The sequence below is a fragment of the Roseateles sp. GW821-FHT03B02 genome (genome assembly GCF_059421025.1).
In genome coordinates, this window is sequence record NZ_JBWKUV010000012.1 from 1 (window position 1) to 13,605 (window position 13,605).

The 13,605-nt window shown below is 69.4% G+C and carries 14 protein-coding genes; 3 read left to right on the forward strand and 11 right to left on the reverse strand.

What is annotated here, in order from left to right:
• Positions 1–80 precede the first annotated feature (80 nt).
• The 5 genes from AC07VX_RS24865 to AC07VX_RS24885 form a co-directional block, all read right to left on the reverse strand.
• Positions 81–536, reverse strand: a complete 456-nt coding sequence (locus tag AC07VX_RS24865) for a hypothetical protein (RefSeq protein ID WP_493167536.1) — start codon at positions 534–536, stop codon at positions 81–83.
• 345 nt (positions 537–881) lie between these two features.
• Positions 882–1,529: a hypothetical protein gene (locus AC07VX_RS24870; RefSeq protein WP_493167537.1), complete on the reverse strand. Its 648-nt coding sequence runs from the start codon at positions 1,527–1,529 to the stop codon at positions 882–884.
• 44 nt (positions 1,530–1,573) lie between these two features.
• Entirely contained in the window at positions 1,574–1,768 is a 195-nt protein-coding gene (locus AC07VX_RS24875) for a PEP-CTERM sorting domain-containing protein (protein ID WP_493167538.1), read from the reverse strand.
• A gap of 177 nt (positions 1,769–1,945) precedes the next feature.
• On the reverse strand, positions 1,946–4,468 hold the full coding sequence (locus AC07VX_RS24880; RefSeq protein WP_493167539.1) for a putative bifunctional diguanylate cyclase/phosphodiesterase: 2,523 nt from the start codon (positions 4,466–4,468) through the stop codon (positions 1,946–1,948).
• Between the two features lie 86 nt (positions 4,469–4,554).
• A complete protein-coding gene (locus AC07VX_RS24885; RefSeq protein ID WP_493167540.1) occupies positions 4,555–5,112 on the reverse strand; it encodes a DUF2242 domain-containing protein in 558 nt (185 codons plus the stop codon).
• Between the two features lie 125 nt (positions 5,113–5,237).
• On the opposite strand from AC07VX_RS24885, the gene AC07VX_RS24890 reads away from it, so the two are divergent.
• Both AC07VX_RS24890 and AC07VX_RS24895 read left to right on the forward strand, forming a co-directional pair.
• On the forward strand, positions 5,238–5,903 hold the full coding sequence (locus AC07VX_RS24890; protein ID WP_493167541.1) for a hypothetical protein: 666 nt from the start codon (positions 5,238–5,240) through the stop codon (positions 5,901–5,903).
• Positions 5,904–5,929: 26 nt separating this feature from the next.
• Positions 5,930–6,373, forward strand: coding sequence for an OsmC family protein (locus AC07VX_RS24895; RefSeq protein WP_493167542.1), 444 nt, complete (start codon positions 5,930–5,932; stop codon positions 6,371–6,373).
• On the opposite strand, the gene AC07VX_RS24900 is transcribed toward AC07VX_RS24895, so the two are convergent.
• The 6 genes from AC07VX_RS24900 to AC07VX_RS24925 all read right to left on the reverse strand — a co-directional run bounded on the left by AC07VX_RS24900 (position 6,363) and on the right by AC07VX_RS24925 (position 11,375).
• Positions 6,363–7,130 (reverse strand): ABC transporter ATP-binding protein, encoded by a 768-nt coding sequence (locus AC07VX_RS24900; RefSeq protein ID WP_493167543.1) that lies wholly within the window; start codon positions 7,128–7,130, stop codon positions 6,363–6,365. The two genes, AC07VX_RS24895 and AC07VX_RS24900, sit on opposite strands and share 11 nt — an antisense overlap.
• Positions 7,120–7,881, reverse strand: a complete 762-nt coding sequence (locus AC07VX_RS24905) for an ABC transporter permease (protein ID WP_493167544.1) — start codon at positions 7,879–7,881, stop codon at positions 7,120–7,122. Before AC07VX_RS24905 ends, AC07VX_RS24900 begins: the two co-directional genes overlap by 11 nt.
• Positions 7,878–8,306 carry a cupredoxin domain-containing protein gene (locus AC07VX_RS24910; RefSeq protein ID WP_493167545.1) on the reverse strand — a complete coding sequence of 143 codons (429 nt, stop codon included), beginning with the start codon at positions 8,304–8,306 and terminating at the stop codon, positions 7,878–7,880. The genes AC07VX_RS24905 and AC07VX_RS24910 overlap by 4 nt, the downstream gene beginning before the upstream one ends.
• On the reverse strand, positions 8,303–8,887 hold the full coding sequence (locus AC07VX_RS24915; RefSeq protein ID WP_493167547.1) for an SCO family protein: 585 nt from the start codon (positions 8,885–8,887) through the stop codon (positions 8,303–8,305). The genes AC07VX_RS24910 and AC07VX_RS24915 overlap by 4 nt, the downstream gene beginning before the upstream one ends.
• Positions 8,884–9,837, reverse strand: coding sequence for an ABC transporter substrate-binding protein (locus AC07VX_RS24920; protein ID WP_493183972.1), 954 nt, complete (start codon positions 9,835–9,837; stop codon positions 8,884–8,886). Before AC07VX_RS24920 ends, AC07VX_RS24915 begins: the two co-directional genes overlap by 4 nt.
• Before the next feature lie 266 nt (positions 9,838–10,103).
• Entirely contained in the window at positions 10,104–11,375 is a 1,272-nt protein-coding gene (locus AC07VX_RS24925) for a Glu/Leu/Phe/Val family dehydrogenase (protein ID WP_493167549.1), read from the reverse strand.
• Between the two features lie 182 nt (positions 11,376–11,557).
• Between AC07VX_RS24925 and AC07VX_RS24930 the strand changes: the two genes are divergently transcribed.
• A complete protein-coding gene (locus tag AC07VX_RS24930) occupies positions 11,558–13,549 on the forward strand; it encodes a cation:proton antiporter domain-containing protein (protein WP_493167550.1) in 1,992 nt (663 codons plus the stop codon).
• Positions 13,550–13,605 lie beyond the last annotated feature (56 nt).

Below are 13,605 nucleotides of genomic sequence, written 5' to 3' on the forward strand. Positions count from 1 at the left end.
TTGAGGAAAACAGCAAAGGCGCCTATTGAAAACGGTCCGAATCAACCTGCTTGATCAACTGGGAAGTCCCTGTAGACCTGTTAGCCCTCATACCCATCGATCATCGTCTGGAGCTGCTGTCGCTCAGATGGCGTGAGGTTGGACGCAAGATCGACAACCAATCCGTTAGCCAAGTGGTATTCCGTCTCTGTCTTGATGGATCCACGCTTCACGATCCTTCGAAACGTTGATGAGTACCGCCTGCGCAGTTCTGAAAGGGTGACCAGCCCGGCGGCCCGCAGGGCCTCGTCGACGATCGTCACGTTTTCGGGCTTGAGATAGGCCAGTTCCTCGATCGCGTCGTTTACGGCTTGACGGGCACCTTCCAAGGCTTTGGAGCGCCCATGCTCTCTTGCAATCTGCTCGGAAACCGAGCGGACCGTGAGTCCGGGAGGCGGGGCGACTCGATTCCTTTGCAGGTGCTCCATATGGAATTCAAGAAATGCCAGCAGCTCTTCGAACTCCTGCTCGCGCTCAGTGGACAGGCGGCGACTCATGAGGGCTAACTGCTAGTTTAGCCAGCGCGTCGTGCCGCATAACTCCGACGGCTGCTGCTTAACCAAGGCCAAGCGATTCACGGCAAGGCCTTGTGGCGAAAAGAAAATTCACCCGGCAGCCCTGAAGTCAGCGTCATTAAATTGATGTGGAAAGCGGCGTTCAACGATGTAACTCTGCCAGCTGCTCCAACCCGGCGCAACGGTGGAAATTCCCGCGCGGCGATCTGGTGACCGGACCTCTGCCGAGCGGACATGCTGGCCGCCCGCGGATGACGGCTCCTGGCCGCAAGCCGCCCGATTCCACCTCGGCAGCAATCCAGCGCGAATCGCGCAGATTGCGCGGCTTCAGCGGTGCAGCAGCAGCGCCTTCGCCGCCTCGACGCGCAGCGCCAGCGGCGCGCCTTCGTCGTTCAGCACGCGCTCCAGGAACTGGCGCGGATCCACGTCGATGCCGGCCTCGCCCGGGGGCGCTGCAGCGGGCGCGGCCGGCTGCAGCGTCTGCATCGCGGCGTCGAAGGCGGCGGGCGGGATGCTTTCAAGCTTGGCCAGCAGGTCGGCCTGGCCGTCGGCGCCGGGCTCGATGTCTAGCCAGGGCGTGTCGGCGAAGACGGGCGCCAGGTCGGGCGCGACGAAGGCGGACCAGTTGCCCGTCGCTGCGTCCTGCGCGGGCACCCGGGGCAGGCCGCCGTCGGCCCGCAGGCGCAACCGGGCGGGGGCGAGCTCGGGCAGGTAGCGCGCCTGCAGCCGGGCGAGGAAGTCGGTGGCGCGCGCGGCGCTGACGGGTTGCTGCAGCGAGAACCACAGCTGCAGCCCGTCGGTGCCGGACACGGCGATGCCGGGCGCGGGCAGCGTCAGGTCGACCTGCACGCCGCGCCACACCGCGCCCAGGGCGGCCCAGTCGGCCGGCGCGGCGATCTCGAGCAGCAGCGCCCGGGTGCTGCCCGGCTCGGGCGAGTGGTAGAGACGATGCAGTTCGGACGGCAGGCGGCGCATGGTGCGCGGGAATCTACTACGCGCGCCGCCGCTGGCCCGCGCCGCTACTTGCGGCGGATGAACTTCACCGCGACGAGCACGCCCAGGGCCAGGGCCACCAGGGGCCAGCTGCCGGGCTCCGGCGTCGGGCAGGGCGGCGTGCCGGGCTGGCCGCAGTTGACCTGGGCGCCCGACAGCGCGGGGATGAGTGTCAGGGCGGCCACGGCGATTCGGGCCGTCAGGGTGGACAGGGTTCTCATGGTGTCTCCTAGCCCGGATTCCCTCCGGTGCGCAGAGCTTGGGCGGTGCCAGGGCCGGTTTCAAATCCGGGCTGTCCTGCAAACCGGTGGCAAACCCCGCGGATCGGGGGCTGCAGCGGCGCCAGGCCGGTATGGCCGCGCCGCGTCAGGTGCTGTCGGCCGGCCGGCGCCGCGGCTTCAGAAGTCTCCGCCGCCGAAGCGCGTGTCGGGCAGCTGCGTCAGGCTGCGCAGTTGCAGGCGCGTCGAGGGCCAGGCCCGCGGCGGCGTGTTGACCGAGTCCAGATGGGCCTCGCGGGCCGCGGCCAGGCCGCCGCGGTGGGCCAGCTCGACGAAGGCCTGCGTGGCGTCGGGCGGCAGTGCCTGGGCGAACAGGAAACCCTGGCCCAGGCCGCAGCCCAGCTCGGTCAGCACCTGTTGCTGCTCGGGGGTCTCGATGCCCTCGGCCACGGTGTGCAGGCCCAGGGCCTGGGCCAGCTCGTGGATGGCCGAGACGATGGCGCGCGCCGTGGGGCCGGCGCGCGGGTGGTCGAGGTCGGCGATGAAGGCGCGGTCGATCTTGAGCTGGTCCAGCGGCAGGCGGCGCAGGTAGGCCAGCGACGAGAAGCCGGTGCCGAAATCGTCCAGCGCGATGCGCACGCCCACGGCGCGCAGCCGGGTCAGCAGGTCGATGGCGCGCTGGCTGTCGTGCAGCAGGGCCGACTCGGTGAGCTCGATCTCCAGCTGGTCGGCGCGCAGGCCGCTGCGCTCCAGCGCCTCCAGCACATGCAGCTCCAGCGGGCTGCGCTCGAACTGGTGGGCCGAGACGTTGACGGCCACGCGCAGCGTGCCGGGCCAGCGTGCGGCATCGCGGCAGGCCACCAGCAGCGCCCAGGCCCCCATGGCGACGATGAGGCCGCTCTCCTCGGCCAGCGGAATGAAGACCGACGGCGGCACCAGGCCGCGCGCGGGGTGGCGCCAGCGCATCAGCGCCTCGAAGCCCAGCAGTTGGCCGCTGGCGAGCTCGATCTGCGGCTGGTAGTGCATCTCGAGCTGGCCGCTGTCCAGGGCCAGGCGCAGGTCGGCCAGCAGGGCCAGGCGGTTGTGGGCCTCCTGTTGCAGCTCGGGCTCGAACAGCATGAGGCGGTCGCGCCCGGCGGCCTTGGCGGCGAACAGGGCCAGGTCGGCAGCGCGCAGCAGCGGGTCGGGTGCCTGCGCGTGCCGCGGTGCGCAGGCCGCGCCGATGCTGGCGCGCACGTCGATCTCGTGGCCGTCGATGACGACGGGCATGTGCAGCGCCGAGCGCAGCTGCGTGCCCAGGCGCTGGATGCCGTCGGCGTCGAGTTCGCCGCGCAGCAGCAGCGCGAACTCGTCGGCGCCCAGCCGCGCGACGAGGTCGCCGTTGCCGCGCCGTGCGGCGAGGCTGTCGGCCAGGCGCTCGCCGACGGTGGCCAGCAGGTGGTCGCCGGCGGCGTGGCCCAGGCTGTCGTTGACCTGCTTGAAGCAGTCCAGGTCCAGCAGCAGCACGGTGCAGGGCGAGACCGGCCCGCCGCCGCCGAGGTAGAGGGCCAGGCGGCGCTGGAACTGGTGGCGGTTGGCCAGGCCGGTGACGGCGTCCTGGTCGGCCATGCGCAGCAGCTCGCGTTCGCGTTCGCGCACTTCGCTGACGTCGCTGCCCACGCCGCGCCAGCCTTCGTCGTCCAGGCGCCTGCCGCTCAGGGACCACCAGGCGTCCTCGCCGGCCAGCTGCAGGTGCAGGTCGTGGTCGTGCAGCGGCTCCTGCGCCGCGAGGGCGCTGCCCAGGCGGTCCAGGCGCTCGCGGGCATCGGCATCGCCGGGCGGCAGATGGCGGGCCAGCAGCGCCAGCAGGGGCTGGTCGATGAGGGCTTCGGCTGGCTGGCCCAGGCGCTCGGCGAGGCGGCGCGACACATGGCGCAGCCGGCCATCGCGGCCGATCTCCCACAGCCAGTCGCTGGCATGCTGTTCGAAATCGCGCAGCAGCAGCGACACGGTCAGCCGGTCACGCGCGGCTGCGTGCTGGGCATGCCGGCCCAGCAGGAAGAGCCTGGCGTTGAGCAGCGCCGACATGCACAGCACGATGGCATACAGGGGCAGCAGCGGCAGCAGCCCGTCCATCCAGGCCAGCGGCAGCAGCACGATGCCCGTGGCCAGCGCGCCGCAGGAGCCCAGCACCCAGGCGAGGGCGACGGCCGGCAGCAGCGCGAACATCCAGGCGGCGCTGGCGATGGCGCCGGCCAGGCCGGCCACGAGCGGCGCATGCAGGCCGGACGGGATCTGCTGGCCGGCCTGCAGTACCAGCACCGCGTCCAGCACGCCGCCGACGAAGAGGTCCAGCGCCAGCAGCAGGCCGGCGCGCACGCCCCGCAGCGGCGCACCCTGCGGGCGGCGGTAGCGCTCGTGCCACCACAACGCGAAATTGAAGCCGTTGAGCAGTGCCAGTGCCGCCAGCGTGGGCGCGAGCGCCGCCCAGTCGGCCTGCGCGCCCAGGGCGGCCATCAGCAGCGCGATGGCGATGGCGGTGGCCATGGCCGAGGCGGGCAGCTGGTCCACGGTGGCGCGCCATTGGTCGTCGCGCAGCCGGGCCACGGCCTCGGCGCTCTCGCCCGGCACCTGCCAGGCTGCCGCGATCAGGCCCTTGAGCCCCGCCAGCGGACGCCAGCCCGGTGTCGCGGGCACGGCGAAGGTGGGCATTGGCTCGGCCATGGCCGGGCCATCCTAGGCGGGCCGTGTCCGGCGTGGTTGTGACGCAATTCCTGATTCGGCGCTGAATCGGCGGCCGGCCGCCGGGCTCAGCGGTCGGTCGTGTTCTCGCGCAGCATGCGCTGCATCAGCGTGAAGAAGCGGTCGTAGAACTCGCCGGCGGGGATGGTCTCGGAGGCGACCTTGACGAGGGAGTCTTGCGTGGACGACAGCGGCACCGAGATGGAGCCCAGCGCGCTGACGCCCAGGCTGGCCGCCTGCGGGCTCTTCTTCAGCGCGTAGCGGTCCTGCTGGGCACTGACATAGGCGGTGGCGATCTGCTGCTTGGGGCCGTCGCCGACGCAGACGACGTTGAAGGCGATCTCGACATGCACCTCGCCCTCGGGCTGGAAGTGCTTGGCGCCGCGCACCAGGCCGCCGTCGGCCTTGCTGATGACGTAGCCCTGGCTCAGCAGCGCACGGCGCGCGGCCTCGCAGGTGGCGTCCACGTTGGCGTCGAACAGGCGCGAGAAGGTCTCTTCGGCGGCAAAGCTCTCGCTCCTGTAGACCTTGCTGGATTTCTCCGGGATGCTGGCGGGCAGGCCGCCACAGCCGCTCAGCGAGGCGCCGAGCAGCAGGGGCAGGAACAGGGAGCGAAGGCGATGCATGGGAGGATTATTCCGTCGTCGGCGGACCGCGGCTGATGGCAGGCGCCAACGCGCCGGGCGCGCCTTGCGATGACAGGAGCAACCCCAGCCCGGCGCACCGGCAGGGCGCGTTCCAGAATCGTGGCATGGAAATCCGCAGACGCCCGGTCCTCTTGCTCTTCATTTCCTTGGCCGCTGGCCTGCCCGCCGTGGCTGGCGCCGAGTCCGCCATCGGTGGCCACGGCATGGCCGTCTTCGGCGGACGCGAGGGCCTGTACGCCTCGCACCTGCCGATGTTCCACGCGCCGCACGACAGCCAGGTGCTGCTGCGCTTTCACCTGGCCGACGCCGCCGCCGACCGGTCCCTGCGCGACGCGTTGGCGCGCGAGCCCCGCCTGTGGACGCTGGACCCGGAGACCTTCGACCTGCTGCGCCTGGCACCCGGCCATGCCCAGCCGCTGCGCGGGTTCAAGGCGCGCTTGTTCGAGGGCCATTTCGAGCGCGGCGGCAAGCTGCAGGCGGGCGAGCAACGCGTCGTCGTCGACGAGGTGCTGCTGTTCCGCCGCCTGAGCGCCTTGCCTCGCGAGGCCGCCTCGGGGCGCTATCGCCTGATCGGCAAGGGCAGCGAGTGGTTCGCGGTGAAAACCATCGACCGGCGGCCGGATTTCGACCACATCGTGCGTCTGGATGCGCCGCAGCTTCGCAGCCAGGTCGACGTCGCGCTGCAGGGCATCGGTCGGCCCGACGTGCAGCAGGCCTTCAAGGCCAGGGGCTTCACCGAGATCTACTTCGAGACCGACGACCTGCGCTGAGAATGCCGGTCCAACCAGGAGGCCCCATGGACCAACCCAGCGTCACCCTCATCCAGCGCCAGGGCTACCAGTTCGAGCATCACTACGCGCCGGGCATCGCGGTGCTGCTGTCCGACGAACCGGCGCCCATCGGCGCGGGTCTGGGCCCCGACCCGGTCGAGCTGCTGGCCTCGGCGGTGGGCAACTGCCTGAGCGCCTCGCTGTGGTTCGCCTGCCAGAAGTACAAGGACGACCCCTCGCCGCTGCGTACCGAGGTGAAGGCCACGGTCGGGCGCAACGAGAAGGCGCGCAACCGGGTGCAGGGCCTGGCCGTGGACCTGCACCTCGGCAAGCCGGCCGGCGAACTCGGCCACATCCAGCGCGTGCTCGACACCTTCGAGGACTACTGCACCGTCACCCAGAGCGTGGCGCCTGCCATTGCCGTGACGCTGCGGGTGCTGGACAGCACGGGCACCGTCCTCAAAGGTTGAGGCCCAGCTCCCTCAGGATGGCTTCCCGCAGCGCGTCCATCTCCGGGCTGATCAGGCGCCGCGGGTGTGGCATGTCCAGCCCGAAGCGGGCCTGGATGCGCGTGGGTCGCGGCGACAGCACGAGGATGCGGTCGGCCATGTAGAGGGCCTCGTCGACGTCGTGCGTGATGAGCAGCACGGTGTGCTTCTCTTCGGCCAGGATGCGCAGCAGCTCGTTGCGCATGCGCAGATTCATCAGCGCGTCCAGCGCCGAGAAGGGCTCGTCGAGATACAGGATCTCGGGCTTGACGATGAAGGCCCGCGCCAGCTCCACGCGCTTTAGCATGCCGCCCGAGAGCTCGTGCGTGTAGGCATTCTCGAAGCCCTTGAGGCCCACCATGGCGGCGTAGTGGTCCGCCAGCTCGGCATTGGCCGCGCCGCCGGCCTTGGCGTCCAGGCCGAACATCAGGTTCTGCTGTACCGTCAGCCAGGGAAAGACCGAGCCGTACTGCGAGATGACGATGCCCTGCGGACTGGGGCCAGGGTGGGGCCTGCCGTCGATGAGCAGGCGGCCGGCATCGGGCTTCTCGAAGCCGGCCAGGATGTTCATCAGCGTGGACTTGCCACAGCCCGAGGGGCCGACGATGGCGACGAACTCGCCCTCGGCGACATCGAAGTCAACGCCATCGATGACGGGCAGCAGGCCGCCCTTGGCAGCCTTGAAGCTCTTGCTCAGGCCCTGGACGGCGATCTTGGGAGGCTTGTTGTTATCGGACATAGCGCCACCGCACGGTCTTGAGTTTTTCCAGCAGCCGGGTGATGCCGTCCAGCAGCAGACCAATGACGCCGATGAGGATCATGCTGGCGATGACGAGGTCGTAGCGGTTGCCGGCGTTGCGCGAGTCCATGATGAGATAGCCCAGGCCCGAGCGCAGGGCGATCATCTCGGCGGCCACCACCACCAGCCAGGCCACGCCGATGCCGATGCGCATGCCGATGATGATTTCCGGCAGCACGGCCGGGATGACGACGCGGCGGAACATCACGCTGCGCGACACACCGAAGTTGGCCGCCGCGCGCAGGTAGCGCCGGTCGATGGTGTGCACGCCCGAGGTCGTCTGCACGATGAGCGGGAACACCGACGAGATGAAGATCAGGAAGATGGGCGACACGTCGCCGACGCCGAACCACAGGATGGCCAGCGGGATCCAGGCGATGGGCGAGATGGGCCGCAGCATCTGGAAGATGGGGTTGAAGGTGCGGTAGGCCCCGTCCACCCAGCCCATCCACAGGCCCAGCGGAATGCCCACCAGCATGGCCAGGCCGAAGCCGATGCCCACGCGCATCAGCGAGGCGGTGATGTGCTCCCACAGCGTGCCGTCCCGGGCCAGCTCCAGCGTGCCGGTGACCACTTGCCAGGGCGTCGGGAAGATGGGGCTATCGGTGTAGACGACGATGCCCCACCAGGCCGCGATGACCAGGGCAATGACCGCCAGCGGCGGGAGGATTCGGTTCAGGCGCAGGTTCACCGCACCTCCTTCCAGTGGTTCTTCATGAAGCGCTGCCAGCGCCATTGCAGCGCCGGCCAGCCGCGCCCGGGCATGGGTGCGACGACGATGCTCATCTGCCCGCTGGCATGCGCGCTGCAAGCGAAGCTGTAGGTCGACGCGACCTCGAAGGGCAGCCGAAAGCTTTGCCCCGGCATGATGAGCACGGGCCCGAACTGCTGCGGCACCTCGTCGTGGTTGCGCAGCAGCAGCTGGTCGTTCAGGCCCAGCGTCAGGTCGATGCGGTCCGGCAGGATCTCGACCTTGTCGCCCGCCATGCGCCGGGCATAGGTGCCGGGCGGGATCTCGAACAGCTCGTCGCGCGTGGGCAGCTCTATGGGCGCGAGCGCGGCCCAGACGAGCGGTGCCAGCATCACCGCCGGCAGGAGCCAGAGCAGGCGCTTCACTTCGCGGCCAGCAGGATCTTCAGGTCGTGCACGAAGTCCCTGGCCTCGTGGCCGTAGGGCATCATGGCCCGCAGCTTGCCGGCGCGGTCAATCAGCCAGACCGACGTGGAGTGATTCATGCCGTAGGCGTTGGGCTGCTTGGACGCGATCTTCTCGGCGACGACGCCGTAGCGCTGGCGCATCGCGGCCAGCGTGGCCGGCGCTTCGGTGCCGCCGATGAAGCTGGTGTCGAAGGCCGCGAGGTACTGGCGGATGCGCGGTACGTCGTCGCGCTCCGGGTCCACCGTCACGTAGACGACCTGCACGTCGGCGGCGTCCGGGCCCAGCCCCTTGCGCGCCTGGGCCAGCGTGGCCAGCGTCGTCGGGCAGACCTCGGGGCAGTGCGTGAAGCCGAACACCAGCAGCACCAGCCGGCCCTTGAAGCGGGCGAGGTTGAGCGCAGCGCTGTCGCTGCCCTTGAGGGCGAACTCGGGTGCGGGCTGTGCCGGGTCGAACACGCCGGCCTTCAGCCGCCCCGGCTTGTCGTTCGTGGCCGCAGCGCCCAGCGGCAGCGCGGCCAGCATCAGGGCGCGGCGCTTCATATCGGGATGGGCGCGGCCTTGGCCGCCTTGACGAAGCTCTCGTCTACGTACTTCTCGTAGGCCACCGGGGCCTTGAGCGTGCCGGCCTCGATGGACAGCTGCATCAGCTCGTCGAACTCGGCGCGGATCATGCGCAGGTCGCCGTAGGTCACGCGGTCGGTCGGGTTCTCCATCACGAAGCGCAGGATGGCCGGGTCCTGGTTGAAGAACTTGCGGCCGGCGGCGATTTGGATGGCCTTCTCGCGGTTGGCCTGTTGCTGGTCCAGCCAGTTGCCGGCGCCCTGCACGTGGTCCACGAGGTTCTGCACCAGCGGCCGGTTGTCCTTGATGAGCTCCTCGCGCACCGTCAGCACGCAGCAGATGTAGTTGCGCCATTCGTCGCGCGTCATGCGCAGCGGCCTGGCGTAACCGGCGCGCTGGGCGGCGGCGCCGAAGGGCTCGCCGGTGCAATAGCCGTCCACCGCCTTGGCGTAGAGGGCCGCCGGCATGTCGGGGGGCGGCATCTCGACGATCTGGATGTCCTTCGGGCTCATGCCCTCCTGCGCCAGCATCTTGCGCAGGAACAGGAAGTCCACCGCGAAGCGGCTCGGGATGGCGATGCGCTTTCCGCCCAAGTCCTTGAACTTCCTGTAGGGCGAGTCGGTGCGCACCATGATGACGGCGCCCGAGCGGTGGCCCAGCGAGACGATCTTGACCGGGATGCGCTTGTCCGCGAGGTCCATGACCAGGGGCGCCAGCATGTAGGCCGCCTGGATGCGGCCCGTCATCAGCGATTCCTTGATCTCGGGCCAGCCGTTGTACTTGCTGTACTCGAACTCGAAGGCCGAGCTGCCGCCGGCCTTGTTGGAGGCAGCGCGCGCCGTGCAGGCGACAGGCAGCGTCAGATTGCAGGTGACGGGCAGGCCGCCGACGACAAGCGGCCCCGACCCCGCCGCCGCGGGCAGGCTCAAGGCCGGCAGCGCGGACGCCAGCGCCCCGCGCAACAGTTGCCGGCGATCAAGATCTGCGGACGGGAAATCGGGTAAGGGAGGCGTCATGGTCCAGGGCGCACGACTTTGCCCACTTGCCGGCGACTGTCCATGCAGACTGACCGTGTTGTGCCTACGTACCTACCTGGAAATGACGCCGCCGCCAGGCCTTGCGGCACTGGCGGCGGTCGGTTGGCCTGGCAGGCCCGGGCAGTGGGCTGCCCGGGGGTGCGTGGTCGTTCAGGGTTTCACGGGTAGAGGCCGCGCTCCTCGCGCGCCTGCAGCACCCGCGTGCAGGCCACCGTGAAGGCGGCCGTGCGCAGCGTGATCTTGTGCTGCTCGCTGGTTTCCCAGATGTGCTTGAAGGCACCGATCATGATCTTGTCCAGGCGCACGTTGATCTCGTCCTCGGTCCAGAAGAAGGACGAGAAGTCCTGCACCCACTCGAAGTAGGACACCGTCACGCCGCCGGCGTTGGCGATCACGTCCGGCACGACGACGATGCCGCGGTCGGCCAGCACGGCCTCGCCGTCCGGTGTGGTCGGGCCGTTGGCGCCTTCCAGCACGAGGCGGGTGCGCACGCGCTTGGCGCGCTCGGCCGTGATCTGGCCTTCCAGCGCGGCCGGGATCAGCACGTCGCTCTGCACGTCCCAGAAGTTCTCGTCGTCGATCTTGTCGCCGCCGGCAAAGCCCGCCACACCCTTGTAGGTGGCCACATGCTCCAGCAGGCTGGTCATGTCGAAGCCGTTCTCGTTCAGGATGGTGCCGGTGTGGTCCTGCACGCAGACGATCTTGGCGCCGTTGGCGGCGAACAGCTTGGCGGCGATGGAGCCGACGTTGCCGAAGCCCTGCACCGCGATGCGGGCACCGTCCAGCGGCTGGTTCAGGCGGCGCATCGCCTCGCGGCCGACGACGAACACGCCGCGGCCGGTGGCTGCCACGCGGCCCAGCGAGCCACCCAGCGGGATGGGCTTGCCGGTGACGACGCCGGTCGCCGTGGCGCCGGTGTTCATCGAGTAGGTGTCCATCATCCAGGCCATGATCTGGCCGTTGGTGTTGACGTCGGGCGCCGGGATGTCCTGGTTGGGGCCGATGATGATGCCGATCTCGCTGGTGTACCGGCGCGTAACCTTTTCCAGCTCCTTCATCGACAGCAGGGACGGATCCAGGCGGATGCCGCCCTTGGCGCCGCCGTAGGGCAGGTTGACCGCGGCGTTCTTGACCGTCATCCAGGCCGACAGGGCCATCACTTCTTCCAGCGTCACGTCCGGGTGGTAGCGCACGCCGCCCTTGCCGGGGCCGCGGGTCAGGCTGTGCTGGACGCGATAGCCCTCGAAGTGGGCGATGGTGCCGTTGTCCATCTCGATGGGGATGTCGACGATCAGCGCGCGCTTGGGGCGGCGCAGCGTCTCGATCCAGCGGCGCAGGTGGCCCAGATAAGGCTCGACGGCATCGATCTGCGACAGATATGTTCCCCACGGGCTGTTGCGCGTGGGCGAAACAAACGACAGGTTGGGCATGAAATGCTCCGTAACTTTGAGTGGGGCGAACGGTATCCCGAAGCTCCCCCTTCTCGCCAGGACTTGTCTAGCCAAGTGTTCATGCCCTCATGCACGCAACGCATGGCATCGGTTTCCCGTGGTGGATTTCACACCCATCGGGTGTGGCGGGGAAACCCCAGGCGCCCGAATACCATCGCCCGGTGACTTCCCTCGACCTCGCCCTGCTCTACCTCGTCGCCGCGGTGTTCGGCGTGGTCGTCTGCCGCAGCCTCAAGCTGCCGCCCATGCTGGGCTATCTGGCCGTGGGCGTGCTGATCGGGCCGAACGCGCTGGCCTTCGCCCACGATTCGGCCAGCATCCAGTACCTGGCCGAGTTCGGCGTGGTCTTTTTGATGTTCGCCATCGGGCTGGAGTTCAACCTGCCCAAGCTGCGTGCGCTGAGGACCGCCGTCTTTGGCCTGGGCATGTCGCAGGTGCTGCTGACCATCGCCGGCGCGCTGGCGGGCAACGCGCTGCTGGTGGCCGGCTTTTCCCTGCTCGGCCGGGCCTGGCAGCTGGAGTGGGAGGGCGCCCTTGTGCTGGGTGCGGCCATGGCCATGAGCTCGACCGCCATCGTCGTCAAGCTGATGGCCGAGCGGCTGGAACTGGAGAGCCCGCACGGCAAGCTCGTCATGGGCGTGCTGCTGTTCCAGGACCTGGCCGTGGTGCCGCTGCTGGTGCTGATCCCGGCGCTGAACAGCAGCGGCGGCGAGATGGCCAATGCCCTGGCCTGGGCCGGGCTGAAGGCGGTCGTGCTGCTGACGCTGCTGCTCTACGGCGGACAGAAGCTGATGCGCTGGTGGCTGACGCTGGTGGCGCGGCGCAAGAGCGACGAGCTCTTCATGCTCAACCTGCTGCTCGTCACACTGGGCCTGGCCTGGATGACCGAGCACGCGGGCTTGAGCCTGGCGCTGGGTGCGTTCGTGGCCGGCATGCTGATCGCCGAGACCGAATACAAGCACCAGGTGGAGACCGACATCCGGCCCTTCCACGACGTGCTGCTGGGCCTGTTCTTCATCACCATCGGCATGAAGCTGGACTGGCGGCCGCTGGTGGACAGCTGGTGGCTGGTCATCATGCTGACGGCGCTGCCGGTGCTCGCCAAGTTCGCCCTCATCGCCGGCCTGGCGCGGCTGTTCAAGTCGCCGCCCGGCGTGGCGCTGCGCACGGGCCTCTATCTCGCCCAGGCCGGCGAGTTCGGCTTCGTGCTGCTGACGCTGGGCGCCCAGCACAAGCTCATCGCCCCGCAATGGGTCAGCCCGGTGCTGGCGAGCATGGTGCTGTCCATGCTGGCCACGCCCATCATCGTCATGTACAGCAACCGCATCGTCATGAAGCTGTCCAGCAGCGACTGGCTGATGCAGTCGGTGCAGTTGACGAGCATTGCCAAGAAGAGCATCAAGACCGAGGCCCACGTCATCATCTGCGGCTACGGCCGCTCGGGCCAGAACCTGGCGCGGCTGCTTGAAGGCGAGCACATCCCCTACATGGCGCTGGACCTGGACCCCGACCGTGTGCGCCAGGCCGCCGCCGCGGGGCAGAGCGTCGTTTTCGGCGACGCCGCCAAGGTGCAAAGCCTGATGGCCGCGGGCCTGGCGCGCGCCAGCGCCGTCGTCGTCAGCTACCACGACACCCCCTCGGCGATGCGCATCCTGCACCTCGTGCAGACGCATGCGCCCAAGGTGCCGGTGGTCGTGCGCACCATCGACGACAGCGACCTGGAGAAGCTCAGGAGCGCCGGCGCCACCGAGGTCGTGCCCGAGGCCATCGAGGGCTCGCTGATGCTGGCCTCGCATGCGCTGGCGCTGGTGGGCGTGCCGATGCGCCGCGTCATCCGCATCACCCGCGATGCCCGCGACAAGCGCTACGGCCTGCTGCGCGGCTACTTCCACGGCGCCGACGACGACACCGCCGACGAGATCGAGCAGGCGCGGCTGGCCTCGGTCACGCTTCCCAGCGCGAGCGTGCTGGCCGGCCAGCCGCTGGACGAGCTGGAGCTGCAGGCCATGGGTGTCGCCGTGGTGTCACTGCGCCGGGCCAACGGCAAGGCCGTGCTGGTCGATGGCCGGACGGCCCTGGCCGGCGGCGACACGCTGGTCATCAGCGGCATGCCGGCGGCGCTGGCCCTGGCCGAAGCGAAGCTGCTGGCCTGATGCCGCCTGCGTGACAAGCGGCGCGGCCTTGCTGCGCCACACTGGCGCACCCGCTT

What these genes read in the sequence shown, in the direction of transcription:
- AC07VX_RS24865 (WP_493167536.1), bottom strand. Translation starts at nt 536, where the DNA reads ATGAGTCGCCGCCTGTCCACTGAGCGCGAGCAGGAGTTCGAAGAGCTG.
- AC07VX_RS24875 (WP_493167538.1), bottom strand. Translation starts at nt 1,768, where the DNA reads ATGAGAACCCTGTCCACCCTGACGGCCCGAATCGCCGTGGCCGCCCTG.
- AC07VX_RS24900 (WP_493167543.1), bottom strand. Translation starts at nt 7,130, where the DNA reads ATGTCCGATAACAACAAGCCTCCCAAGATCGCCGTCCAGGGCCTGAGC.
- AC07VX_RS24880 (WP_493167539.1), bottom strand. Translation starts at nt 4,468, where the DNA reads ATGGCCGAGCCAATGCCCACCTTCGCCGTGCCCGCGACACCGGGCTGG.
- AC07VX_RS24885 (WP_493167540.1), bottom strand. Translation starts at nt 5,112, where the DNA reads ATGCATCGCCTTCGCTCCCTGTTCCTGCCCCTGCTGCTCGGCGCCTCG.
- AC07VX_RS24925 (WP_493167549.1), bottom strand. Translation starts at nt 11,375, where the DNA reads ATGCCCAACCTGTCGTTTGTTTCGCCCACGCGCAACAGCCCGTGGGGA.
- AC07VX_RS24890 (WP_493167541.1), top strand. Translation starts at nt 5,238, where the DNA reads ATGGAAATCCGCAGACGCCCGGTCCTCTTGCTCTTCATTTCCTTGGCC.
- AC07VX_RS24915 (WP_493167547.1), bottom strand. Translation starts at nt 8,887, where the DNA reads ATGAAGCGCCGCGCCCTGATGCTGGCCGCGCTGCCGCTGGGCGCTGCG.
- AC07VX_RS24870 (WP_493167537.1), bottom strand. Translation starts at nt 1,529, where the DNA reads ATGCGCCGCCTGCCGTCCGAACTGCATCGTCTCTACCACTCGCCCGAG.
- AC07VX_RS24895 (WP_493167542.1), top strand. Translation starts at nt 5,930, where the DNA reads ATGGACCAACCCAGCGTCACCCTCATCCAGCGCCAGGGCTACCAGTTC.